We start from the raw sequence: 25,111 nt of genomic DNA on the forward strand, positions 1-25,111 counted from the left end.
GTAAGAGGGCTGAAAAGAAAAGAATTCCTTAGCTGATATGTCCAAGTTGTTCAAGCGTCTTATTTTTCTCATGCGGTCTAGTCAGCTCATCACACCAAATGATCCCGGTATTTAGTTAACTGGCGAACTAAATGCATGATGAACAAAAAGTGATCAAAAAAAATAACCCCATCACAAATGAGGTTATTTTGCAGGCTGTGGATAGACGAGATCCTCAAGCAATTTCACATCATGCTGATGAAGTTGTGTGATCATTTCTTTTCGCACAGCGAGGGCGGCTTCGAAGTATTTTTCATCCTCGACCATTCCTTTTACGGTGATCTCAATCCCGCGATTCAATTTATTGAGCCCCATAATGCCATGAACCTGAAAAGGTTCAATGGCGTTTTGGAATTCATCTTTTTTCAGTAAATCATGATGCATTTGATTTAACTGATCACATGCTGTTTCTAGCGCCTTGAAAGCAATGTCAGGATTTTGGTTTGCGCTGATCAAGACTGACTCTGTGATACGCATGTAGTGCATATTGTAGTTTTGGATTTGACGAATGTCTCCGTTTGAAATGGTTAACAGCTTGCCGCTCCATTCTCTAATTTGCAGAGACCGGAGACCAATTTCTTCAATGGTTCCGTTAAAAAGATTATTGACCGTCACATAGTCACCTTTATGAATTTGACGTTCATAAATGAGGAAGATGCCAGCTAAAATGTCACGAATTAAGGTCTGAGCACCAAAACCAATGACAATTCCAGCAACACCAGCCCCCGCAAGGATTTTCCCAAAGTCATGAAAGAATAGAGAAACCACATATAAGACAAAACATATGGAAGCTGTATACTTTGAAACCGATTTGACCAAGCTCTCAATCGTTTTTTTCTTTTTATCTTCAATGAATTCAGTTCGTTTAAAGAAAATCTGAAGCGCTTTGTTGATCATAAAGACGGCAAGCCAAAGAATGAGTCCAACAAGGAGAATTTCAATGTATTTGTTCTTGACCACTGTCAGAAATGTTTCGTCCATCTATCGGTTACCCCCTGGCTGTACGAGAAGTAAAATCAACATCTTGATAATAACTGTTTTTCACAAGAACATTCGGACCAAGGCATTGCACACTTGGGCAATGACAATTCAGTTCTTTTGCCAATTTTGTGTTCATCCAGCGTGTATAAGCTGATTGCAACGTATCGGTTTCAATATTTCCTAATGGCGGTGTATCGCCAAAGTCTGTCACAATAATATTCCCATCAAAAATATTCACATTCAACCGTGAACGGCCATCAGGGTCATTTCGTACTGTCACATTTTTCGCTTGACGCAATCGAGTCAAGAGGCGCTGGTCTTCTTCATCTGTGCTGCATGAATAAAATGGCAATGTGCCAAACAGCATCCAAGTGTTCTCATCACGAACATCGAGCAGCTGATGAATCGCATCCCGCATTTGCGGAAGCGACAATGATTCAAGGGCGCTGGCAAAATCACTTGGATACATCGGATGAACTTCGTGACGCTGGCATTTCATCTCGTCCACGATTTGACGATGGATGTGTTCAATATAAGGAAGCGTACGCTTATTCAGCATCGTTTCAGCAGATACGGTTACACCCGCTTTCACAAGTGCTTGACTATTCTCAATCATGCGGTTAAACAATTTCTCACGCTGCTCAAAGGTTGGCTTTCGGTCCATCATTGCAAAACCAACCGTAGCAAACTCTTCGACTGTTCCCCAGTTATGTGAAATGTGTAGGACATCCAAGTATGGAATAATCTCTTCATATCGAGCCAAATCAAGCGTTAAATTCGAATTAATTTGGGTACGGACGCCGCGTTCATGGGCATACTTTAATAAAGGAACGACATATTCCCGTACAGATTTCAGAGACAGCATCGGCTCTCCTCCTGTAATGCTAAGGGAACGCAAGAGCGGTACTTCATCTAAACGGCGAAGCAGTAAATCGAGTGGCAGTGCATTCGGATCTTTAGGCTGAAGCGTATAGCCAACCGCACAGTGCTCACATCTCATGTTACACAACGTCGTTGTCGTCAATTCAATATTTGTCAGCTTCATTTCTCCGTAATCCTGCACATCGAGATAGGCTTCCCAAGGGTCGAATGCAGGTGTAATCGGACGAAGTGCTGTTTTTTGGTTCATGGTATCTATCTCCTTTTCATTCGGGCAAACATAGACCCGCCAACAGTTAATTTTAAGCCCCATCACCGTTATACGCAAGAGGGGACCCAATTGATTTACAAAGGAAAAAAAGATAAGCTATAAACAAATGCTAAAGGGAGTGTATCTATGGGCAAGGCAGCAGACAGCAAAGAGCAGCAGGTTGATTATTTAAAGAACCGATTAGATATGTTTATGAATGTGATTGATTCATTAGATCCTGAATCCACAGACGTTGAGGATATAGACAGACTGATCCAGATGATTGACGACCTAGAAGCGAAATATGAACGGTTTAAAACCGATTGGAAGGAAGAATAGCTCGCGCTGATGCGGGCTTTTTTCTTTAAATTGGCAGGTCAAAAAGTGTATGAGTACCCGGTATAATCTGCACAATAGAAGAAAAACCGGGAAGTGACGTAAATGAAAAAATGCATACTGATCTGTTTATGTGCGCTTTTTGTATCGATGCCTTTTTCAAAACTAGAAGCCGTGTCTAATCAGCCGATTCATTGGGGATTTGCTAAAAGCAAAGGGCACAAGCCAGCAGATGCCGGCAAGGAACTGACGACACTCTTAAAGAAATATGATGCTTTCTATTTAGGAAATACGAAAAAGAAAGAGATTTATTTTACTTTCGATAATGGCTATGAAAATGGGTACACACCCAAAATCTTGGACGTACTGAAAAAACATCAAGTACCCGCCACCTTTTTTGTGACTGGGCACTTTGTAAAGGACCAGCCCAAGCTCGTCAAACGTATGGCAGAGGAAGGTCATATTATTGGCAACCATTCCTATCACCATCCAGATTTAACAACAAAGAGCACGAAAGAAATCAAAGAAGAACTGGATCGTGTCAATGAAGCGGTATACAAAATCACAGGAAAACAAGATAACCTCTACCTTCGTCCACCGCGCGGGGTGTTCAGTGAAAGGGTACTAAAGGAAACGAAACAGCTTGGCTACCAAAGCGTTTTCTGGTCAGTAGCGTTTGTAGATTGGCACATCCACCATCAAAAAGGAAAACAGTATGCGTACAATCAAATGATGAAACAGGCGCATCCGGGTGCCATTTACTTACTTCATACCGTTTCAAGGGACAATGCCGAGGCACTTGATGATGCCATCACTGCTTTAAAAAAACAAGGATATACCTTTAAAAGCTTAGACGATCTCATGCTTGAAAAAGTATGGCATCTCCCTCAGCTATAGAAAAAAGCTTGCAGACATCTGCAAGCTTTTTGACTTATCCTTCTCTTATTTTACGCTGGAACAAAAGGGGGCGATGACGAGTAAAGGAGTCAATCAAGCCCTCACCGAAAATCGTGATGCTTTGCTCCCAAGGGTGTCCTAGTAAACCCCAGGTCATCTCTTTTGATAAAAAGAAATAGTAATCCCCATTTGGGAGCACAGGAACTCTCCATTCTCCAAATTCATCTTTTTCAAATGAGCCGTATGGTGTGATCCAATAGCATTCGTGCTGCCAATCAAGTACCTGCATATATTCGTCCGTTCCAGTGATATTCTCCTGAAAAGACAGCAGTGCCTTCTTTTCAAGATCTTCATCCGCACTTAGAAGAGAAGGGTCCTCGAAATAAGCAGAGATATCATATGTGATGTAAGGAGATGGTGCTTGAAAAACAGGAAAGCGAGAGATGCTTGGTTTAAATTTAAACTTTTGATCAAATGTTTTCCATGCGTACTTTAGTTCTTTGTCTGTCAGTGGAATCCAGTTTTCCATAGTATCTCCCTTTCAAGTACTTCTCTCAAAAAACTATTTGAAAATCCTAAACCATCCTTTATGTTTAAACCACAAAAGCATCCCTGAGACAAGCAAACCCATGAAAATCAGTACGCCAAAATAGCCATATTTCCAGTGTAATTCAGGCATGTTATCAAAGTTCATCCCATACACCCCAACAATAAAGGTCAGTGGAATAAAAATCGTCGAGACAATGGTCAGTGTCATCATGATGGCATTCATTCGATTGGAATTTAGTGTTTGATAGCTGTCTCGTAAATCGGCGGTCATATCACGGTTTGACTCAACGATTTCTGTTAGTTTCAATAAATGATCATAAATATCATTAAAATATGCTTGCCGGTTTGCATCGCTTTTCATCATATTCGTGTTCACAATTCGATATAAGAGGTCCCTCATCGGGATAATGGTTCTGCGCAGTTTGAGCAAATCGGATCTAATCCCGAATACTTCGTTCATTAATGTACCATACGTTTTATGCCCTTCTTCATCCTCGATTTCATTGAGCCTGTCCTCAATTTGATAAATAATAGGAAAATAATCATCGACGAGCTGGTCAATCAGCATATAAGCCATATGCTCTGGACCGCTCTCTCGTGCTTTATCAGACCCTTTGAGCTTTCGAATGACTCGATCAATGTAGGGTGCTTCCTTCAAATGAAAAGTAACGATATAGTTTTCTCCAACAAACAGGTCGACTTCCTCAGATCGAAGTGTTTTTTGATTGAGGGCATGAAGAACGAAAAATAAATACCCTTCATAAAAATCAAGCTTCGGCCGCTGTAAATAATGGAAGCAATCTTCAATCGCAAGCGGATGGAACTGAAAAAATTCCTTTAACAGTGCTGCTTCCTTTTCCGTTGGCGCATAAAAATCAATCCAATACCAGGCAATATCGGGGCTTGAAAGCTGCTGCAATGTTGCATGTTCAATCAAGTCGCCGTTTTTTGTCACTGCAAGTTTTTTCAGCATGTGCACCCCTCCAGACTTGCATTATATCATGAAGCAGCAGCGGTGAACTTATACGTTTTCACCATAAAAAAGCCGATCTCATCGCTGAGATCGGTCCAATGTGCGTGTATGATTGATGGATAAAGCGAGAATTAAGGACGACGGAAGTTGACGAAACCACCGTTACGGTCGAACCAACCTCTAAATGCCCAGTTGATGTAACCGCCATCACCTTTGTTTGTGAAAGATCCATTTTCAAATACCCAAACTCCGTACGTAATGCTTCCGTATTTAACAGTAGCAAACGTTTTAACACCGTTGAAACGAGTCTCATAGCCTTGGCTTAAGTTAAATACCATAACATTGTATTTTGCGCCAGCAGCATAGAAAGCAGACTCCATTAATCCTTTGACAAAGCCTTCACGGTTTGTGTTAGCATTTGCAGCATTAATTAATGCATTGGCAATTCCAAGTACGTCAAAGTTAATGTTAACATTTGTCGCATTTGTCGTTGCTTTACCTTCAGCAGCTTTGTTTAACACAGTTTGCTGAATAGTTGTTGAAACTGGAGCAGTTTTTTGCTCAGCAGCGTCAGCGAATACTGGTAGTGTCGAAGAAACAGCAGTGGCAAGGGCAACAGAAAGAATTGTTTTTTTCATTGGTCGGATCTCCTTTGTTTTTAAATTTTGGGTCTTCTTTTAGTAAAACGTGAAACTAGGTGAAGCCGGTTATCAATGAGGTAAATATGTTCCTGCAAGATGAAACAAATGATTGCCTAATCCGCTAATTCCTTTGTTCACCTCCTTGATATGTCATAATTATACAAATATTTTTGGAATAGAAGATATCACCCATAGGTTCTATTTCTAATTTAAGGAAAATGATCCTAAAATGTTGAAGATTGCTGTCGAATTTTAGCTAAATTCGACTAAAAATTTTCATCTATCCAAAAGGAGAATGACCATAAATAAGGAAGATATAACTGATAAATTCTTGTACTCTTTATATTTAAAAGTATTCAATATAGAGAATCATTCATGCAAAGTGAAACAATCACATCTGCGTGTGTTGACAGAAAGGAAGAGGAAAAACATGTGGGAAAAACACCTATTGGTTGAACCGCCCTATCACTTCGATCAAGTGCTGAGACGTTTGTCGAGCGATCCATTAAAGGCGGTCGATCTGGATAAAAGAGAAATCAAAGTACCGATGAGGCTGAATCATAAACCGTACGTTGCAGTCGTTCAAGCGACAGGAACAAAAGAAGCGCCTTCGTTCCGGGTACAGGCTAACGGGCCGGAGGAAGCGATCCTTTCTGAGGTGAAGCGGATATTTGGCATGGAGCATCAATTACATGCCGTGCATGACCATTTTGCTCAAACAAATCTTGCGCCCATTTTTGAACGTCATATCGGAACGCCGCTTATGCTGGATTTCCATCTATATCATTGCTTGATGAAATGCATCATTCATCAGCAGCTCAATCTTGCATTTGCTTATGAGCTGACGAAACGGTTTGTTCATACGTATGGTGAGCAAATCGACGGCGTCTGGTTTGACCCTTTACCGGAAACCATTGCATCACTTGAAACCGATGATTTGAGAAAACTGCAATTCAGTCAGCGAAAAGCGGAATATGTGATTGATGTCTCAAAGCGAATAGTGAGCGGCTCTCTGGATTTAGAAGAATTACACGACTTAACGGATATTGAAATTGAAGAACGTCTGCTTCCGATTAGAGGGATTGGACCTTGGACGGTTCAAAATGTCCTCATGAATGGACTTGGAAGACCAAATCTCTTTCCAATGGCAGATATCGGGATTCAAAATGCGATCAAACGTCACTTTGACCTGCCAGAAAAGCCAACAAAAGAAGAGATGGCAGTTTTAAGCAAGGAGTGGGCACCGTATTTAAGCTACGCCTCCCTTTATTTATGGAGAAGTATAGAGACAGATAAATAATTGAAAGGCATTTTCGCTCTTCGTCCAAGTCGTGATATACTATTCAGATGGAATAAAATGAGGACAACCGATAAAGGTTTAAATAGAACGGAGAGAATAAACGTGAAAGAAAAACAGCAAGGAGCCCTTCTGCAAAAGGGACAGCAGTTCCCGCTTACCATTAAACGCCTTGGCATTAATGGGGAAGGGGTCGGTTATTTTAAAAAGCAAGTAGTCTTTGTCCCAGGTGCACTTCCAGGTGAGGAAGTAGTAGTTGAAGCAACGAATGTACAAGCAAAATATGCAGAAGGTACGGTGAGGAAAGTCCGCAAGCGCTCAGAACATCGAGTGAAACCGCCGTGCCCAGTATACGAGCAGTGCGGCGGCTGTCAGCTTCAGCATTTGGCGTATGAGCAGCAGCTAAATGAAAAGCGTGATATTGTCATTCAATCAATGGAGCGCCATACAAAGCTATCGGTTGAAAAGCTTGATATTAGGCTAACGATCGGCATGGAAGACCCGTGGCATTACCGAAACAAAAGTCAGTTCCAAGTAGGACGTTCTCACAGCGGAGACATCATTGCAGGACTTTACGGACTTAATTCTCATAAGCTTGTACCGATCAAGGAATGTATCGTGCAGCATCCAAAAACAAACAAAACAACGGGCGTTGTCCGCAAAATTTTAGAGAAATTCGGCGTATCGGTCTACAATGAACGAACAAGAAAAGGCGACGTACGCTCGATTGTTGTGCGTGTCGGCTTTGAAACAGGTGAAGTACAGGTCGTTCTGGTCACATCAAAACCTGAGTTTCCAAAGAAAAAAGAAATTGCCGAAGCCATTCAAAAACGTCTGCCTGAAGTGACGTCCATTATGCATAATATCAATGGCGAAAAAACGTCAGTCATCTTTGGGCATAAAACATCGTACCTAGCTGGCAACATGGTCATCCAAGAATTTTTAGGAGACGTCTCCTTTGAATTGAGTGCACGGGCTTTCTTCCAATTGAATCCGAAGCAGACGCTAAAGCTTTACGATGAAGCGAAAAAAGCGGCCAAACTGACTGGCAAAGAAAAGGTCGTCGATGCGTATTGCGGCGTTGGAACAATTGGGATGTGGCTCTCAGATGGCGCAAAAGAAGTAAGAGGAATGGATGTCATCAAAGAATCAATTGATGATGCCAAGAAAAATGCCAAAAAACACGGCATGAAAAACGCGACCTATGTCACAGGAACAGCTGAACATTGGCTGCCAAAATGGGTCAAAGAAGGCTTCCGTCCTGACGTCATCGTCGTCGACCCGCCAAGAACAGGCTGTGAACGCACTTTCTTAGACACCGTCAAACAAGTCAAACCAAAACGCTTTGTCTACGTCTCTTGCAACCCATCTACACTAGCAAAAGACCTCGAATACATGTCAAAAGACTACAAAATCGAATACATGCAGCCAGTGGATATGTTTCCGCATACGGCGCATGTGGAGACCGTGGTATCGATGGTTAGAGTATAAAAAGTGAAATGAATAAAACGGTCCGTGATTTGAATACTGGCTTCTAGCTTGTAGGATCATCACGGACTTTTTTTATCAACTTATTCAGAGAGGTCGATCAAAGAATTTTTAATTCATGAAATGGAGGAGGATGAGATTGAGTCAATTTAAAGTTTTAACAAACTATATCTCTATGCTTCAAGGCGATGATATTGGTGAATGGGTCATAGATCAAGAAAATGATGGAACAGCAGAACACCCGATTCAGATGCCCTTTGTGAATTATTCCGAAACGGTTCGTCGTTTTATCGAGGATGTCTATACCTTTGCAGAACAACATCAAGAAATGGAGCTTACCCGCTACAGTGAGATCCTCAAAGAAAATGGCATTGAGGGTGGAACGAACGATATGGAGAATGTGGACACCTCAAATGTAAATGCGCAGTGTGTACTGGCTCTCATCATGGGGGTTCTGAGAGCTGAACGATTTTGCGAGGGTGTCATACTCGATTTCTTTACAAAAGGAACTATTGTCAAGTGGCTTGAAAGATTGGAACGTTTGGAGTAAGAGAGACTAGATTTCGGGGTGATCAAATGAAAAACAAAACAGATGTAGCCCACATGTTTCCTCCTATGAAAATAGAAGAAATTGATCATATTTTATTATATGATCTTGATGCAATAAAAATTGAAAAAGAAGATGAACGTATAAAATTCATTTTACAAGATCCTTATTGTCCTGATAAACATCATATTCACAGTGTGTATGTTATTTATAAGAAGTCTATACTCAATTTACTTGAAGGTAGGATTCGTTCTATTCATAGTCATGAATTCATGTCTGCTAAGAAAAAGGATCGAACGATTTCTATAGAAGATATAGAATATGTATTAGAGATCGCTACAGTTGTGGTTCTTGCAAGTGAAAATAATGGAATATTGACGAATTATTTTTATAGTGGAGTCGGACAAAGGTTAGATTGTATCTTTAATCTATGCTTAGGTTATTCAACAGATTTACAAAAGAAAGAGCATAAAGTAAGTTTGCAACGATTTATGGATGATATAAAGATTGTTGAAGAGATGGGATTGTTAGAAAAAATAGTAGGATAATGAGCAAAACCTAGATTTTAGAGAAATCTAGGTTTTTTCGTGCTTTTGAAAAATTTAATCAACTTCATGTTGACCTTCCCCTTAACTGAAAGGTTTATACTGTGATCAGATCAACAAATCGGAGGAGATGCAGGATGTTCAAGATCGGCGATTTTTCTATGTTAAGTAAAGTGCCTGTCAAATCTTTAAGGTATTATGACCAAATTGATTTATTAAAGCCTAAGCAGATCGATCAAGATTCGGGATACCGTTATTACTCAGCTGAGCAGCTGCTTGAGGTCAATCGAATTTTTCTTTATAAGGAATTAGGCTTTACGTTAAAACAAATGGGGCAGCTTCTTCGTGAAGATATCTCAGTAGAGCAAATTCAGGGCATGTTTCTCTTGAAAGAGAGTGAGATTCAGCAATTGATCGAAAAAGAACAACAGAAATTAGCCCGTATTAAGGAGCGGATGCACCTCATCAAACGAGAGGGGTGTGTTGAAAAAGAACAGGAGGTCATCATCAAATCTGTTGAAAGCAAACGCATCATGTCTTTTCAATCCAACGGAACTGTTGACGAAATCCCTTCATTCTTCCAAATGTTTCATCATTTATTACATAAACATCAACAAGAATCGATCTCGGGACCACAAGTGGTGCTATGGAGAGAATCACTGGATAAAGAAAGTGAGTTCGAATTTGAGGTGGGGTATTCCGTCAAATCGTTAAGATGCTCGCTTCCTCAGGGAATGACAATTCGCACGTTACCTTCAGAAGACACCATGGCAACACTCTTATTTCATTCACATTCTCCATCCGCACAAACTGCTTGTGTTGACCTGGCGACATGGATCGAACATAACGGATACCGCGTGAAAGATGATCAGCCGGGACGAGAAATCTATTATCCATTGTCAGAAAATGAAGAAGGCAGACTCATTGAAATTCAAATTCCTATTAAAAATGAAATCAAATCGTAAACATGGCCCAAAGGAGAAACGTCACGATGCAAAATAAAACCGTTGTCTATTTACTTGCTTTAGCAGCTTTTTTAATCGGAACGATCGAATACATCATTACTGGCATTATTCAAATGGTCGCACATGATTTACATGTCACAACGTCTACTGCTGGCTTATTGGTCACATCTTTAGCACTTTCGGCCGCAATCGGTGCACCGATTGTCATCGCACTAACCATCAATATGGACCGCAGAAAAATATTAACATGGATGCTGATCATTTTTATTTTAAGTAACTTCATCACAAGTGTCAGCCATTCGTTTGAAATGGTCATGATCACAAGAATTTTACAAGGAATCAGTGGGGGAACAGCGATTGTAGTGGCGATGGCGGTTGCAACTCGTCTTGTAGAACGGGAAAAAAGAGGAACAGCCATTGGCATCATTTTAATGGGATTAAGCAGCTCCTTGGTTTTAGGCGTTCCAATCGGGACATTTCTAAGCAGTATGATCGGATGGAAAGCATTATTCGCAGCCATTGGAGTGATCACGCTTATTCCGCTGATTGTTGTGTACAGGCGAATCTCCTCTATGAAAGAACAAGAATCGGTGACGCTTCGTATGCAATTATCGATTTTAAAAGACAAGCGAATATTGCTTGCAGTGGCAGTCACGTTATTCTATGTAGGGGGATATTCCACGTTATTTACCTATTTAACGCCCTTCCTGCAAGCATCAGCAAACCTTAGCATCACAGAAATCAGTGGCATTTTATTACTAGCGGGAATATGCAGCTTTTTGGGATCAAGCCTTGGAGGGGTTGCAGCTGATAAAAAAGGACCCATCTTCACGATTTTTTCTGGCATCATCTTGCAAATCATGATGCTCATGCTACTAGCATTTGTCACAGGGAATCCCGTGGTCATGGTGGGTGTTATCATGATATGGATGATCGCAACATGGAGTACATCACCAGCTCAGCAGCTATATCTTGTAACCCTTGTTCCAAAATCTCCTGATATCGCATTAAGTGTTAATACATCATTTATTCAATTCGGATTTGCTTTAGGATCGGGTTTAGGGGGGATTGTGTTAAACGGAACCTCTGTATTGAACCTAAGCTGGCTCAGCGCCGGTACGGTTTTCCTTGCGTTACTCATGACCATTCTCATGGTGGCGTTTGACCGATTTTCTCAACATAAGAGTTTGAGGGTGATCTTGCAAGGAAGGTAACTTAAATTCAATTTTGTATGGAAGGGACTACTTATTTCAGGTAGTTCCTTTTTGATTTGAAGAATGCACCAGTAAAGTTGTTTATTTGATACAATAGGGAGCAATATCCAAAGATTGAAGGGATTCATATATTTCTTTTAAAAATGATGAATATCAAACAAAAGAACCACTAGACAAGGAGAGAAAATAAATGCAAATAAGCGAAGAGATCATCAATCGAAAAGGCGCTCGAAAGGGGGCCGATATCCCTCACGACGTCTTGACCCTTTTGAATCAGGGGAAAATAGAGAGTGTGAATTTAACTGAATGGCTGGCTGTCAATCATCTGACGTTATTACATCATGTGTTGCCATCCGTTGGTTTAGACCATCATTTAGACGGTTTAACATCTAAGATCACTCAACAAAAGGCTGAGTCTGGAATGAAAGCAATTCGTCTCATCGGTCAATTGTTAGATGAAGTGTTACAGAAAGAGAATGGGGAAAAACAAGCGGAAGTGCTACATGCGTTTACTCACCACATATCTGATAGCGTTCGCTGTTGGGCTGCTTATATGAACAAACACCGTTTATCAACTTTGGAAGAGAAATTGGCGTACATTCAGCCATTTGCAGCTGATCATCATTTTGGAGTTCGAGAAATTGCGTGGATGTCAGTGAGAGAAAGTCTAACGGATCAGCTCGATCAAAGTATAGAACATTTAACAGCATGGGCTAAAAGTAAAGATGAAAATATTCGCCGATTCTCAGTAGAAGCTATTCGTCCAAGAGGTGTTTGGACAAAGCATATTGAGTCATTAAAACAAGAGCCAATGAGGGCACAGCCTATTCTAGACTTGCTCAAATCTGATCCATCAACATATGTTCAAGATTCTGTAGGAAACTGGCTCAATGACGCTAGTAAAACACAACCAAATTGGGTCATAAACCTGTGTGAACAGTGGTTAAAAGATTCTGATACAAAAGCAACTAGCAGAATTGTCAAGAAAGCCAAAAGAACGATTGTGAAGGGGAATTTTTGAACACTAATATCAACTGATTAGACAGTTCATGAAAATGAGTAAGCAGTCAATTCAGCGGTTTGAGAATAGGATTAAACCCATAGAGGCAAGCGAAAAAGTAAAGGGGATTACTCTTTACTTTTTTCGTGTGAAAAACCAAATTCACAATAGAAAGGAAAAATATTGAAACATTTTTTCGATAAAAACGTAGTACAGATAGAGCTTTTATTAGAACCAATAGAGACGGAGAGGAGTATTGTATGGAACAAGTAGCACTGAAAAAAATGAGAACAAACCAATTAGTCACATGTAATTTAATAGCTGGCATCATGATCGTGACGTTTTCAATCTTTTTTCAATTCTTACATATTCAATTAACTCATTTGTTTTTTTGTCTAGGAATTGTCATGCTCTTTCAAAGTATTTTAGGATTTTTTAAAAGGAAATCAACAAAATCTTTCATTCCCATTTTTGAGCAGGTAGCTATTTATGAAAAAGAGAAGTTAGGAAAAGAGTGGGAGAAAGAACAGAGAACAGAAAATATTTCGAGAGTAGTGTTGAGTGGTCTGATGTTTTTTCAGTCATTTAGCTTCCGAGATGTAACGAACCCATTCTTTGAAATACAACCTGCATTTCTATTTTTCTTAGTGGCTATGTTTCTAGTTATTATGAATGTAAGCATGCTTTTTCGCTTTAGAAAAATTGATCGATCTACTGAGGAACACGAATTAAAAGGGTATACAAAGGAATCAAATATGATGGGTTTGGTTTTAGGCCTTTTATCAGCTATCATCCTATTCGGCTTTATCATTATTTTCGTCCTTCCATAAGATAATCACTTAACAGATTGAGGTGAAACAAATGAATGAAACTCTACAGCATCTAATAGATGATACAAGAAAGAAGTTCGGCTTAGATGATTATCGTTTAAAAAAATACGAGTATTACCGAAATGTCAATATGTTTAATGAAACAATTTATAAATTGTGTATGGAATGGTTTCCTCCACATGAAACGGCACCTGTGGACGAAGATTTAAACCCGGATGGCACAGCCGTGATAGAAGTGAATTTGAATACAGGAAAGGTTGAGAGTGCTGTTTTTGTCATGGGTAAAACATATGCAAAGGAGGGTGTGTGCTTTGATAGCGGCCAGAATGGCGCCATCAAATGGATTGAACAAGAAACAGGGTTGATATATGGAGAGCACTTTCACTTGCATAAAGAGGAAAAAGGGGAGCTTATTTTTGAAGAAAAAATTGCTGGTGTACCAGTGACCCCTTCGGGCATGATTGATGTGAAATGGGATGAACATGGACAACTCATTTACTTTGTTCTTCACGGCCCATTTGTTTCTATAAAAAAGCACAGGGCTGAAAAATATACGCTGCTCATTGAGAAGATTGAAAGCTTAGCCCTTCAGCAAGTGCAACGAATCGAATGGCCTTCCTTTGATCAGAATAAAATTCGTCCAATTTATGCGTTAGAAGAAGTGTATGTAAAGAATGATGGAACCGGAATCCTCCCGTTTGAAGGTACGATACAGGAACATCAATGTTTCAATATCAACCAAATCATCAAATGGGATGAACCAATAACGGAACCTTTTGTAAGAAAGGAATTAAATATTCAAGAAGACATCTCAGATGACCAAGCCTTTTCAATTGAACCCTCACCAGATACAATGCCCATAACAGAGGAAGAAAAAGATAAGTGTTTGAAAGCAGTTCAAACCTTGTTGAGGCAGGAATATCCTAATGACACCGGAAAATGGGTTTGCATCTCTCTTCATCGTGATCATTACATTCATGCAACAGTAAAAGCAAATAGACAAGAGAGAAGCTTGCTTACAGATAAAATCTTGATATTCATTGATGCCCTTACATTTGAAGCCGTTAATTACATAGATAGAAAAGAAATGTTTAAGGAGTGTGGCATGTTGGATGAACTCCAACCTCCTGGTAAAATCACCATGACAAAACAAGAAGCCTTCAAAAAATTAAAAGATCGGTTAGAGCTGACCCCCATCTATGTATATGATTTTACAGAAAAGCAGTATGTCTTATGTGGAAAACTAGATTGTCATGATGGAGTGGATGCAGTGAGCGGGGAAGTCATTCCTTTACAGGATATTTGAATTGGCACTTTACGCTATTGAAAGAACAGTCAGTGCTGTTCTTTTTTTTGTCCCAACTCCCTCTTTTTTGCAGAAAAATGGAATATTGTAGCAGGAAGTTGTCGTTTCATCACGAAAGAAAACAGGTAAGAATATGATCATAGGTCCATTGTTTGGATTCGTGGTGGAGTCAATGAGAAGACATAGGAAACGTTATACATATTAAACATTCGTGACAGTACAGTTGATCTACAGTATCAAGTCTAAAAAGTGAGTGATCATGTCTCAAGCCGTATGCGAAAATACGTGTACCGAGATCATATGATGAGTTGGTTCCGTTTGTTTTTAGGTGAGTTTGAAGCCAAGTTAGAAGAAAGTGAGGATATCTACCTTGAGTACATTGGAAGTGTTTCGTCAGTTTTTGGTTGACCATTATCCTGCGTTACAAGATGAGCTTTGGCTGAAAGATGTTGATACCCTTCGAATCTCTCCTATTCTTCATCCTTTTCTGAAAAGCAAGCTGCCAGATGGGATTGAAAAATTCACTTGTGTCCTATTCACGCAGCAAACAGATCAAACCACTGCCCCGCTCAAAGTATACCTTCTATTAGATGAATATGGGCAATCGCTTTACGCCATTGATTTGATGAATGAACAAATCGTGCTTCATTAATACAGAACCAAAAAGCTGCTTGAGAATGTCTCAGCAGCTTTTTTTATGATGAACATTAGTTTGTCATATCAACCAATCTTCGGTGTAAGTTGTCCAATTCTTTTTTTGTTGGAAAAGAGCTGATCAGCAGCGTGGATCGCCCGAACTGAAGAGGAAGCTCAGTATCGGTCACAATCATATCAATCCCAAGTTGATCCATCGTGACATCATTTAACGTATTTTCTGGACTTGTGAAAATGTGAATGAGAGGAGGCACACTTAATTTAATTAAATCAGCAATAAACAAACTATGATAATAGCCTAATGTTGAAGTAACAAAAATGTTCAGCGCGTTTCTCCGTTCCATCTCCAAATGAACAAGTCCTCTCCATGAAGATGTAATCATACGAATCAATTCCCGTTCATTTTTCACAAAAGAAGCGAGGATATCGTCTGTTTTTAACTCTTGGATGATATGACTAATCCTCGAATAGAAGTAAGGAAACTGTTTTTTCACCTCTGATAAATAGCTCGATTTCTTTTTGAAAAGGAATCCATCTCTCACGGTAATTTCATTGGAATACACATAATATTGGAGAAGAACGAGTGTCATCACCTTACGATTCGCTATTTCTTGATGAAAAATCGACTCCAACTGGGTGATAAATGAATGAATGGCATCATAGAGGCGTGGTGTATGTGACTGAAAGAACGTCAATTTTTCTTCGACAGTTTCAATTGATTTAAAGTGCCCAATAGCTGGTTCGATCAATAGCAAAAAGACAAATTCATGGTGATCCAGCGTCACATCAAATACGTCTTTGGTCATTCGACAGATGTGCTCTTCCCATCTTTTGATTTGATCATAGATCCCTTTAGCTGTAGAGGTTTGTTTTTCTTCATTCATTGAGTACGTATATTTACGGCTGATTGTAAAACCTTTTCGCATTCGGTGAATGGAAACGCCGAACCACAGGCAGTATTTATCTATCGCGACATCTGGTACATTGACTTCGAGCACCTGAAATAGTTCTTGTAATAAATGAACTGCGTCTTGTTTTTGAATATCATCAAATGGCCAAAGGCGGCTTCCATACACTTCAAATAAAAATTCAACAAAGAATTGACGAATCTCCTTCTCATTTCCATGAAACTGCATACTATCTGGGCGTAACTCGATGTCATAGGATGTAAGGATCGAGTTGATTTTATGAATCGTGTTATACAATGTGGATCTACTGATATTCAGCGTTTCCATCCATTCATAGAAAGATCTGTTTTCTTCAAAAAAAATGCCGTCAATCAATCGAATTTCAATCGTATCCTTTAGAATTTCTTTGATATAGTAATCCACGCGTATCGTCTGCGTATTACAAATGGATATGCCTTGTCTTGGCTTTATGTGGATTAACGGTTCTCCATTCTCTGTTTGGAACGATTTCATTTGTTCTAAATCGCTTTGAATCGCACGAACCGAGCCGATACGTTCATTCGATATCTCTTGAAGGCTCCACCACTTATTTTTGGATACAAGCAATTTTAAAATGTTTATCCATCTCTTTGATTTATTATCAATGAGCTCCATCAAACAACTAACTCCTTCCTTTAGCTTGCCTCTATATTATGAAGTTCACTTAAAGAACATTTGATTCTCAAAATAGGCATGAAATGATTGTAATGTTTAGGCTAAATCGTTTTGTCTTCACTTTTCATAATAAAAGAGAAAAAAATTAGACGAAAACAAATGTTATACCCTGATTCTCCATATCTTTCTTTTAAAAGATGATAAGTATGCCATGAATCCCATAAAAATGGATCATTTTGTTTATCTTTTTGCTGCTCAAACGGTAAAAGTAAGAATAAAAAGCATCGGCTTTTTGATTACCATATGGAAGGGAGTAGAAGGAATGCGATCTATATGATGCTGAACTATCTCACCATACATACCATATGAGTCATGCTTGTTTTATATGAACGTTCTATATGTGAATACATGCTTATATATGCATGTAATAATCATTTGTTGTTCATTCCAGTATAAATAGAAAATTTCACATTTAATCTTTTCACGATCCCTCTCACTATTCCCCATTTCTATAGACCCCTATCTAGTTACTATTCCCACTACTCATGATTTCCTTTCAATTCATGATTGATCAACTCATCTTATTCATAGGGTCTTAAGGTGCATTTTTTTTAGAAAATATTTGATCAGAAGCGGAGTGATTGATCTGACAGTATACAACTGATTTTTTTATCATTGTTGAAAATTAATTTTAGAAAAGGGTGGATGTATTGAAAAGAATATTGTCATTGGCTCTCATTGCGGTGTTAGTCATACAGTCTAGTATATTAGGAATCTTGCCTTTAGCAGGGGCACAAGCTAAAGACATTCAAGAGAATATCTATGGGGATATTGAGTTTGCTGATAGCGAAGGAAACAAGTTATCAAACATAGAAGATCAGCAAGTTAGAAAGGCCATTGTGCATTGGTCGATTAAAGGAATAGATCTAAAAAAACAATATCCGTATGTTCACACTCTTCCTTCAGCCATACAGGTAGAGAAGGAGCAAAAGGAATCCATTACAGTGGATGACATCATTGTTGGCGAGTATACTGTTTCAAAACAAAATGAAGTGAAAGTCATATTTAAAGACGATGTTGAGATTAATCCAAATTTAGAAGGATCAATAGACATCAATGTCACCAGTATAGCTGAGCAAAAAGAAAAAACAAAGCAAAACGAGCGTGAAGAAAGCCTTCCAAAAGATGATTCAACCTTATCTGAAAAAGAAGATAAGAATCAAGAAGCCGCTCAAACGAAACAAAGTGATGAAGATGAGTTACTAAAAAACAAAGTGAACGTGTCTAAGCGTGTAGGGCTGCAAAGTGTTTCAAAACAAATGCAGATACAAGAAAATCTCCTTACTGATGCGAAATTAATTTTTGAAGATCAGGAAGGTAATTCAGTAGAAAGGCCTGATATCAACTCACTGATTTCCATTAACTATAAGTGGGCCATCCCGAATGGTCATAACTATAATGGCGGGGATGAATTCCATTTCAAGGTTCCAGAGGAATTAGTCATTTACGAAAAAATCGATCGTCTCGAGATGAAATTTAATCAATCGATCATCGGTTATTTTTCTGTAGATGAAAGCGGAAATGCCTCCATCGAGTTCACAGATTTTATTAAACAATATTCAAATATCCAAGGAACACTTCAAGTATGGACACAATTAGATAAACAAACAGTGATCACTGAAGAAAAAGAAGTGGTGATTACCCCGATTGAAGGCAAAGATACGATATCGATTCCGATTCAATACATTCCAAATGGTCCAAATGTCTCTAAAAAGGGAGAACCCAATCGATCTTACAATGCTGAAACCATTCAATGGACAGTCGATTTTAATATGGACTTAGATGATGTGAAACAAGCGAAACTGTTAGATCCGATTCAAGAAGGTCAAGCGTTAAAAAAAGATTCAATCAAGCTTTATCGTGTAGATACAAAGCTAAATGGTGAAACATCGCTTGGACAGCTGCTTGACGAAAATCACTACACCATCGGCCAAACAGCAGATGGTCAAGATTTCACGATCGAATTTAAAGATGACGTGCATCTCGCTTACCGTTTAATGTATGAAACGGACATTACGAATCAAGATCAGTCTGTGTTTCGTAATAAAGCGTCCCTTGTCTCTGCTGATAAAGAGATTAGTTCAGCAGAAGGAACAGTGAATGTGACAAGAGGCAGTCCTTTAAATAAAAAAGCCGCCCACTACGATCCAGTCACTCAAACGATTACTTGGGAAATTCGGTATAACTATAACGAAAAAAAGCTGGCTCAAAAGGATGCTTTAATAGAAGACTTCTTTAACGGTACACAGTCGCTAATATCTGATTCAATTCAAGTCAAAGAAGTCACAATTGATGAGAATGGCAAAGAATCAGGAACAAAAGCGTTTGAAGATTATGTGGTTCAACCTCAAAAAAAGGATGAACAAAACGGGTTTACCTTGCAATTCAATCAAGATATCCAATCGGCTTACCTGATCACATATCAAACAAAAGCAACCGAGCGAATTTTCGAAGCTGAAGACATTATCAATACTGTAACAGCTGGCAAAGAGAGCGAACAAGGGAAGCAAAGAATTGATCAGCAAATCCTAACGAAAGACCACGGAACACCGGATTACAAGAACAAGACCATTCCATGGCGTATCATCTTCAACAAAGATCAACAAACCATGAACAACGTAATATTAAAAGATACGTTTACAAACGAAGGATTGACGCTGCAAAAAGATAGTTTAAAAGTGACGACAGGTAATACAGTGCTTGAAGAAGGCACAGATTATCAAATCGTTGAACATGCAAATGGATTTGATATTCAATTTACGAAAGAAATCAAGACAGAACATACCATCACATATACAACGTCTTTTGATTATGAAAAAAGAGCAGATAAAGATCAAAAGAACCTGCGTAACCATGTAAAACTTGAATGGGTAAATGAAGATGGCAAGGATTTGACGAAGGAAAACCAATCTGTCTTTACGCCTGACACATACACGCAGTCAAATGGGTTCAAGAATGGAACATATGATGCAAAGAAAAAAGAGATCACATGGAATATTGGTGTGAACTATAATTTGAAACATCTAGAAGAGGCGAAAATCGAGGATTTCATTCAAGGAAATCAGCGTTTGCTTAAAGATTCAATTATCGTCTACTCGCTTGATTTACAAGGCGGAGAAAATGGAGCAGAAGAAAAAGAGGTATTAGCAAAAGAACATTATGACATCAAATTCCTTGAAAATGAAAAGGGAGAATCAGGCTTCGAAGTCATTTTCAAACATGCCATTGATTCCCCATACAAAATCACGTATCAAACAAGTGTTGAAGGAATGGATTTAGTACAGAAAACCTACGAAAATAAAGCAACCCTTTATGATGGAAAGACGAAAGAATCAGACGTGAATGCTGTGGTGTCCATTCCAAATGGAGGGAAATACACGAGCAAATCAGGAAATCAACAAGGGAAAGTCATTGATTGGAAACTGAATATCAACTTTGGTCAATCAACAGTCCAAGATGCGACGATTATCGACCATCCGAGCAGTAACCAAGCCATAATAGAAAACTCATTTCATCTGTATTCGACAACAATAGATGAAAAGGGGCAAGTGACCAAAAAGGAAGAGCTGGAAAAAGGGAAGGATTATGAACTAGATCTTGAATTCGATCCAGATTCTTTTCAAATCAAATTTAAAGAAGAAATCACGAGACCCTATATTTTAGAATACCAATCTCTCATTTTAGATAAGGTGGGAAGTACACTTCAAAACGAAGTAACGTTTAGAGGTGAAAATGTAAAAGAAATCAAAAAGGAATCCGAAGCCTCAATTGTGGTCAAACGTACCGCTGGCATGGGAGATGGCACAGGAGCGATTGGCGCTTTAACCATTCATAAGGTAGATGCGAGTAGTGGAAAAGCGCTAAAAGGAGCAACCTTTTCTCTGACAGATGCTGCGAGTGGTATCGTCATTGGAACAAAGACAACAGATGAAGAAGGAGCTCTTCGATTTGATCGTCTTCTGTATGGTGACTATATCGTGACAGAAGAGAAAGCACCTGATGGTTATTTGAAAACGAAGGAACCGATCAATGTCACGATTGATCAGCCTTACGAATCAGGAGATCAAACGAAAATAGGAAACAGCATGACGGTGCAAAACCAAGAAATCCGCCAGCATGTGAAGCTCACGAAAAAAGACAAAGAAACGGGTACGGCATTAGAAAATGCAGAATTTGAACTGAGAAATGAATCTGGAGATACCGTTCAAACCCATTTGAAAACGGATGAAAAAGGAGAAATCCTTTTCAAACATCTTGAGCCAGGTTCTTATTACTTTGTTGAGACAAACGCACCGAAAGGCTATCAATTAAATCAGCAAAAATGGCCGTTCACCATTAAAGAAAATCAAACAGAAACAACGGTTGTCACCGCAGTAAATGACATCATCAAAGGCTCTGCAGAATTGAGCAAAATAGGTGAAGGCGGAGAGAGACTAGAAGGTGCACAGTTCAAGCTCTTAGACCAAGATGGGCATGAGCTAAATGGTGCGCTTGTCACAGGAAAAGATGGCAAGATCACGATCAACGAACTAAGACCGGGTACGTATCAGCTCATTGAGACAAACGCACCAGACGGTTATGTATTAGATGAAATGCCAATTAAATTTGAAGTACCACTTGATCCAAAGGAACCAGTCGTCATTTCACAAAAGAACCTCTATGAAACAAATGCATTAGAAGTGATGAAAGAAGGGGAAGATGGCAAGAAGCTTCAAGGTGTTCAATTTGAAGTCTTGGATCAAAATGACAAAGTCGTGCGTAAAGATTTGACAACAGATGAAGATGGGAAGCTGTTGGTCGATGACCTCAAACCGGGCAAATATCAGCTTGTGGAGACAGAGAGTGTTGATGGTTACCAAAAGAAAAATAAACCTTATCCGTTTACCATCGAAATCGCACAAAAAAAACCGGCAGAGATCAAAGTGATCAATGATCTCAAAACTGGAGCTGTCCAGCTCACGAAACTCGGTGAAAAGAATGATGTGCTTGAAGCAGCAGAATTCAAGCTAGTAGATGCAAATGGAAAAGAGATAAAAACAGGTCTCGTCACAGATGAGAACGGAGAAATCATCGTCAACGATCTGAAACCTGGAACCTATCAGTTTGTTGAAACGAAGGCGCCATTCGGTCATGAGCTTGACGAAACACCTGTCACTTTTGCTATTCCATTTAACCCTGAGAAGCTGGTCAGTGTGACAAAAGAAAATAGCCGCACCACTGGCGGAGTGCTGTTACACAAAAAAGGTGAAGATGGGAAATCATTAGAAGGGGTTGTCTTTGATCTATCTGATGCCAAAGGAAAGATTGTGGCAGGAGGAGAAGGGATTACAACCAATCAGGATGGAAAGATTACCTTCACAGGTTTAAAACCTGGGGAATATCAATTTGTTGAAAGAAAGAGTCTTGAAGGCTATGAATTGAGTGCGAAACCACTTGTCTTTGAAGTTGAATTAGGTCAAAAAGAATTGATTCAAGTGGAAGCCATCAATCAGCTCAAGAAAGGTTCTGTAGAACTCACAAAAATAGGGGAAGAACAAGAAAGATTGAAAGGCGCAGAATTTACCCTTTTCAATGATGATGGTAAAGAATTGATGTCAGGTTTAACAACCAACGAAAAAGGCATCATCACTGTCAACGATTTGAAACCAGGCGCTTACCAATTGGTTGAAACGAAGGCTCCTTTTGGACATCAACTTGATGCAGAACCAGTAGACTTCAAGATTGATTTCAATCCAAATCAACTGGTGAAAGTGACGAAAGAAAATATTCGGACGACAAGTGCTGTGAAGCTTGAGAAAAAAGGGGAGGATGGTCAGTTGCTCGCTGGCGTGACCTTTGACCTGATTGATGCGCACGATCAGCGTGTGAAGAAAGACTTAAAGACAGACAAAAACGGTCAACTGACAGTCGATCAACTGAAGCCAGGAACCTACCAATTTGTCGAAACAGCAAGCATTGCCGGCTATGAATTGGATCAGACACCTGTCTCATTTACGATTCGTCTAGGTCAAGACAAACCAGCAAAAGTAGAAATGATCAACAAACTGACGCCGGGAGCAGTGGAACTGACCAAAGTGGATGCTGAAGGACACACGTTGGAAAACGCAGAGTTTGCTCTTCAGAGTAAAGACGGGAAAACGCTGAAGAAATCACTTGTAACGGATCAAAAAGGAAAGCTTCACATCAACGATCTAAAACCGGGAGAATATCAATTCGTTGAAACGAAAGCGCCTCACGGCTATGAATTAGATGATCAGCCGATCCGGTTTACGATTGAGAAAAATCAGCAGAAGCCTCTTCAAGTAACAGCGAAGAATCACTTGATTTTAGGAAGTCTGCGTATCATAAAGGTAGACCAGCAGACTGATAGAACCTTAAAAGGTGCAGCCTTTGACATTCGTACAAAAGCCGGGAAAATCATCAAATCTGTGACAACAGGAAAAGACGGAGAAGCCATTGTCAAAGGGCTTAAACCTGGTGAATATACACTCACAGAGACGAAAGCGCCAAATGGTTATGTAGCATTAAAAAAACCACTCGCTTTTACAATTCAAATGGGCGAAGTGGAGATCAAGACATTGATTGTAAAAAATGCTCCAATGAAGAATGAAGAGGACCACACGAATCCCCCAGCCTCAGATCAAGGGGATCAACATCCGCCTCATGATTCAAACGGTGAATTGCCGAAGACGGGAGAAGAATGGCTACGTTATTTGATGTATGCAGGGATTTTACTAGTAGTGTCTGGAACTGTTCTTCTTGTAGTCAGAAGAAGGACCATTCAGTAAAAGGAAGGAACGAGTGTATTGATGAAAAAAAGAACCTTATTAGGCAGCTTTTTGGTGGTCGCAGGACTAATGCTCATCTCCGTTCCTTTTCTATATGAGTGGCGAACGTCTCAAGAGGCAGCAGCCATGGAAGAGGCATTGAAAATGATTGAAGAAAATGACAGTGATGCCCTTTCTTCTATTCCACATTTAACTGTGTCAGAAGAAGACCTGCGAGATACGATGGAGCTTGAGATACCGTCAATTGATTTAAATGAAAAAGTGCTACCTGTTACATCAAAAGAAAATTTAAGTATTGCACTGACTCAAATCAAATCTCATCAAATGCCAGGTGAAGGAAATTTCACGATTGCAGGCCATAGAGGGTATAGAGGCGACCGGCTTTTCCGACAGCTGCCAGAGGTGCCTAAAGGAGAAAAAGTCGTCTTACATCATCAAGCAGAAACATACGAATACAAAATTGTCAGCTCAGCTACGATAGAACCGACGGATGTTGATGTACTAAAGGATCGTGGGAAAAATGAACTGACATTGATCACTTGTACTCTTGATGGCCAGAAACGATTTGTCTTAAAAGGAATAAGAATCAATGCTTCAAAGGATAAGCAACCGTCGGATGTATAACACCAACATAATAGATGATGAGTTTGATGGAAAAGCAGCGTTCACGACCGACATGTTACACCAATTGTTAGTAGAGCATTATCCCACTTTAAAAAACGAACGTTGGGATGTGGATATAGATACAATTCGGACTTCGCCTATTCTTCATCCTTTATTAAGAAGAAAGATTCCGATAGGTATTGAAAAATTCACATGTGTTTTGTTCACGCAGCAGACAGGGTCCTTTGGAGAGCCTTTGATTGTATACTTTTTATTGGATGAAAAAGGCGAATCGATTTACGCAATGGATCTCTTGCTTGAGCAGCATGATCCACATTAAACGAGAAATAAAAAAGGAAGGGCTTTGATTAACGGGTTCGGTTTTAAGGTGGGAAAATTGTATTAGTCATATAATGAGGACTCTAATTCGTATATGAATTGGAGTTCTTTTATTTGTTTATATGAAAGAGTACGAGCTATCGTCAAGACCTGTGCAGAATATATGGAGTATAGTGAAAGCGAAGTCGTTGATATGTTGTTGCTCCATATTTTAGATGATAAAGATTTTATAAAATGGATTGAAAATAGACTTAATCATCGGCGGATTGTGGTTAAACGGACTAAAGAAGACCATCTCGATTTTATCCCTTTCCCTGTTTCTTCGGAAAAAATCTGATAAAATTCATTTAGATATCCATCATTAGTAG

The 25,111-nt window shown here is 39.4% G+C and carries 21 protein-coding genes; 15 read left to right on the forward strand and 6 right to left on the reverse strand.

What is annotated here, in order from left to right:
• Positions 1 to 183 precede the first annotated feature (183 nt).
• Together NST15_RS03900 and yfkAB are read right to left on the reverse strand one after the other, a co-directional pair.
• Positions 184 to 1,020 (reverse strand): mechanosensitive ion channel domain-containing protein, encoded by an 837-nt coding sequence (locus NST15_RS03900; RefSeq protein ID WP_035703689.1) that lies wholly within the window; start codon positions 1,018 to 1,020, stop codon positions 184 to 186.
• 7 nt (positions 1,021 to 1,027) lie between these two features.
• On the reverse strand, positions 1,028 to 2,149 hold the full coding sequence (yfkAB, locus tag NST15_RS03905) for a radical SAM/CxCxxxxC motif protein YfkAB (protein ID WP_017358799.1): 1,122 nt from the start codon (positions 2,147 to 2,149) through the stop codon (positions 1,028 to 1,030).
• Between the two features lie 147 nt (positions 2,150 to 2,296).
• Between yfkAB and NST15_RS03910 the strand changes: the two genes are divergently transcribed.
• Together NST15_RS03910 and pdaA are read left to right on the forward strand one after the other, a co-directional pair.
• Positions 2,297 to 2,488 (forward strand): SE1561 family protein, encoded by a 192-nt coding sequence (locus NST15_RS03910; protein ID WP_003218031.1) that lies wholly within the window; start codon positions 2,297 to 2,299, stop codon positions 2,486 to 2,488.
• 102 nt (positions 2,489 to 2,590) lie between these two features.
• A complete protein-coding gene (pdaA, locus tag NST15_RS03915) occupies positions 2,591 to 3,382 on the forward strand; it encodes a delta-lactam-biosynthetic de-N-acetylase (RefSeq protein WP_065460022.1) in 792 nt (263 codons plus the stop codon).
• Between the two features lie 34 nt (positions 3,383 to 3,416).
• On the opposite strand, the gene NST15_RS03920 is transcribed toward pdaA, so the two are convergent.
• The 3 genes from NST15_RS03920 to NST15_RS03930 form a co-directional block, all read right to left on the reverse strand.
• Entirely contained in the window at positions 3,417 to 3,911 is a 495-nt protein-coding gene (locus NST15_RS03920) for a DUF2716 domain-containing protein (RefSeq protein ID WP_144684857.1), read from the reverse strand.
• A 33-nt stretch (positions 3,912 to 3,944) separates the two neighbouring features.
• Entirely contained in the window at positions 3,945 to 4,904 is a 960-nt protein-coding gene (gene corA, locus NST15_RS03925) for a magnesium/cobalt transporter CorA (RefSeq protein WP_007496624.1), read from the reverse strand.
• A 131-nt stretch (positions 4,905 to 5,035) separates the two neighbouring features.
• Positions 5,036 to 5,542: a hypothetical protein gene (locus NST15_RS03930; RefSeq protein WP_007496625.1), complete on the reverse strand. Its 507-nt coding sequence runs from the start codon at positions 5,540 to 5,542 to the stop codon at positions 5,036 to 5,038.
• 433 nt (positions 5,543 to 5,975) lie between these two features.
• On the opposite strand from NST15_RS03930, the gene NST15_RS03935 reads away from it, so the two are divergent.
• The 10 genes from NST15_RS03935 (at position 5,976) to NST15_RS03980 (ending at position 15,389) form a co-directional block, all read left to right on the forward strand.
• Entirely contained in the window at positions 5,976 to 6,845 is an 870-nt protein-coding gene (locus tag NST15_RS03935; RefSeq protein ID WP_046342956.1) for a DNA-3-methyladenine glycosylase, read from the forward strand.
• 96 nt (positions 6,846 to 6,941) lie between these two features.
• On the forward strand, positions 6,942 to 8,333 hold the full coding sequence (gene rlmD / locus NST15_RS03940) for a 23S rRNA (uracil(1939)-C(5))-methyltransferase RlmD (protein WP_342499049.1): 1,392 nt from the start codon (positions 6,942 to 6,944) through the stop codon (positions 8,331 to 8,333).
• Between the two features lie 136 nt (positions 8,334 to 8,469).
• Positions 8,470 to 8,880, forward strand: coding sequence for a DUF6508 domain-containing protein (locus tag NST15_RS03945; protein ID WP_342498877.1), 411 nt, complete (start codon positions 8,470 to 8,472; stop codon positions 8,878 to 8,880).
• A 26-nt stretch (positions 8,881 to 8,906) separates the two neighbouring features.
• Positions 8,907 to 9,425 (forward strand): hypothetical protein, encoded by a 519-nt coding sequence (locus NST15_RS03950; RefSeq protein ID WP_281215891.1) that lies wholly within the window; start codon positions 8,907 to 8,909, stop codon positions 9,423 to 9,425.
• Positions 9,426 to 9,559: 134 nt separating this feature from the next.
• Positions 9,560 to 10,387, forward strand: coding sequence for a MerR family transcriptional regulator (locus NST15_RS03955; protein ID WP_058214334.1), 828 nt, complete (start codon positions 9,560 to 9,562; stop codon positions 10,385 to 10,387).
• Positions 10,388 to 10,413: 26 nt separating this feature from the next.
• Positions 10,414 to 11,601, forward strand: a complete 1,188-nt coding sequence (locus NST15_RS03960; RefSeq protein ID WP_058214333.1) for an MFS transporter — start codon at positions 10,414 to 10,416, stop codon at positions 11,599 to 11,601.
• 190 nt (positions 11,602 to 11,791) lie between these two features.
• On the forward strand, positions 11,792 to 12,622 hold the full coding sequence (locus NST15_RS03965; protein WP_342498878.1) for a DNA alkylation repair protein: 831 nt from the start codon (positions 11,792 to 11,794) through the stop codon (positions 12,620 to 12,622).
• 239 nt (positions 12,623 to 12,861) lie between these two features.
• Positions 12,862 to 13,431, forward strand: a complete 570-nt coding sequence (locus NST15_RS03970; RefSeq protein WP_342498879.1) for a hypothetical protein — start codon at positions 12,862 to 12,864, stop codon at positions 13,429 to 13,431.
• A gap of 31 nt (positions 13,432 to 13,462) precedes the next feature.
• Positions 13,463 to 14,737, forward strand: a complete 1,275-nt coding sequence (locus NST15_RS03975; RefSeq protein WP_342498880.1) for a hypothetical protein — start codon at positions 13,463 to 13,465, stop codon at positions 14,735 to 14,737.
• A gap of 370 nt (positions 14,738 to 15,107) precedes the next feature.
• Positions 15,108 to 15,389: a hypothetical protein gene (locus NST15_RS03980; protein ID WP_017366847.1), complete on the forward strand. Its 282-nt coding sequence runs from the start codon at positions 15,108 to 15,110 to the stop codon at positions 15,387 to 15,389.
• A gap of 55 nt (positions 15,390 to 15,444) precedes the next feature.
• Here the strand turns inward: NST15_RS03980 and NST15_RS03985 are convergent, their stop codons facing one another.
• Positions 15,445 to 16,953 carry a helix-turn-helix domain-containing protein gene (locus tag NST15_RS03985; RefSeq protein ID WP_342498881.1) on the reverse strand — a complete coding sequence of 503 codons (1,509 nt, stop codon included), beginning with the start codon at positions 16,951 to 16,953 and terminating at the stop codon, positions 15,445 to 15,447.
• A 701-nt stretch (positions 16,954 to 17,654) separates the two neighbouring features.
• Here NST15_RS03985 and NST15_RS03990 point away from each other — a divergent pair.
• The 3 genes from NST15_RS03990 to NST15_RS04000 are packed head-to-tail and all read left to right on the forward strand — an operon-like array spanning position 17,655 to position 24,744.
• Positions 17,655 to 23,801 carry a SpaA isopeptide-forming pilin-related protein gene (locus NST15_RS03990; protein ID WP_342498882.1) on the forward strand — a complete coding sequence of 2,049 codons (6,147 nt, stop codon included), beginning with the start codon at positions 17,655 to 17,657 and terminating at the stop codon, positions 23,799 to 23,801.
• A gap of 21 nt (positions 23,802 to 23,822) precedes the next feature.
• Entirely contained in the window at positions 23,823 to 24,425 is a 603-nt protein-coding gene (locus tag NST15_RS03995; RefSeq protein ID WP_008341713.1) for a class D sortase, read from the forward strand.
• On the forward strand, positions 24,418 to 24,744 hold the full coding sequence (locus tag NST15_RS04000; protein ID WP_035391310.1) for a hypothetical protein: 327 nt from the start codon (positions 24,418 to 24,420) through the stop codon (positions 24,742 to 24,744). Before NST15_RS03995 ends, NST15_RS04000 begins: the two co-directional genes overlap by 8 nt.
• Positions 24,745 to 25,111 lie beyond the last annotated feature (367 nt).

Source organism: Bacillus sp. FSL R5-0820, assembly GCF_038593385.1.
Taxonomy (GTDB): Bacteria; Bacillota; Bacilli; order Bacillales; family Bacillaceae; genus Bacillus; species Bacillus altitudinis.

Excerpts from the sequence above, each read along its gene's own strand:
- NST15_RS03910 (WP_003218031.1), top strand. The coding sequence starts at position 2,297 with ATGGGCAAGGCAGCAGACAGCAAAGAGCAGCAGGTTGATTATTTAAAG.
- NST15_RS03995 (WP_008341713.1), top strand. The coding sequence starts at position 23,823 with ATGAAAAAAAGAACCTTATTAGGCAGCTTTTTGGTGGTCGCAGGACTA.
- NST15_RS03920 (WP_144684857.1), bottom strand. The coding sequence starts at position 3,911 with ATGGAAAACTGGATTCCACTGACAGACAAAGAACTAAAGTACGCATGG.
- NST15_RS03950 (WP_281215891.1), top strand. The coding sequence starts at position 8,907 with ATGAAAAACAAAACAGATGTAGCCCACATGTTTCCTCCTATGAAAATA.
- NST15_RS03955 (WP_058214334.1), top strand. The coding sequence starts at position 9,560 with ATGTTCAAGATCGGCGATTTTTCTATGTTAAGTAAAGTGCCTGTCAAA.
- NST15_RS03930 (WP_007496625.1), bottom strand. The coding sequence starts at position 5,542 with ATGAAAAAAACAATTCTTTCTGTTGCCCTTGCCACTGCTGTTTCTTCG.
- yfkAB (WP_017358799.1), bottom strand. The coding sequence starts at position 2,149 with ATGAACCAAAAAACAGCACTTCGTCCGATTACACCTGCATTCGACCCT.
- NST15_RS03960 (WP_058214333.1), top strand. The coding sequence starts at position 10,414 with ATGCAAAATAAAACCGTTGTCTATTTACTTGCTTTAGCAGCTTTTTTA.
- NST15_RS04000 (WP_035391310.1), top strand. The coding sequence starts at position 24,418 with ATGTATAACACCAACATAATAGATGATGAGTTTGATGGAAAAGCAGCG.
- NST15_RS03900 (WP_035703689.1), bottom strand. The coding sequence starts at position 1,020 with ATGGACGAAACATTTCTGACAGTGGTCAAGAACAAATACATTGAAATT.
- NST15_RS03935 (WP_046342956.1), top strand. The coding sequence starts at position 5,976 with ATGTGGGAAAAACACCTATTGGTTGAACCGCCCTATCACTTCGATCAA.
- NST15_RS03965 (WP_342498878.1), top strand. The coding sequence starts at position 11,792 with ATGCAAATAAGCGAAGAGATCATCAATCGAAAAGGCGCTCGAAAGGGG.
- NST15_RS03985 (WP_342498881.1), bottom strand. The coding sequence starts at position 16,953 with ATGGAGCTCATTGATAATAAATCAAAGAGATGGATAAACATTTTAAAA.
- NST15_RS03970 (WP_342498879.1), top strand. The coding sequence starts at position 12,862 with ATGGAACAAGTAGCACTGAAAAAAATGAGAACAAACCAATTAGTCACA.
- pdaA (WP_065460022.1), top strand. The coding sequence starts at position 2,591 with ATGAAAAAATGCATACTGATCTGTTTATGTGCGCTTTTTGTATCGATG.
- NST15_RS03975 (WP_342498880.1), top strand. The coding sequence starts at position 13,463 with ATGAATGAAACTCTACAGCATCTAATAGATGATACAAGAAAGAAGTTC.
- corA (WP_007496624.1), bottom strand. The coding sequence starts at position 4,904 with ATGCTGAAAAAACTTGCAGTGACAAAAAACGGCGACTTGATTGAACAT.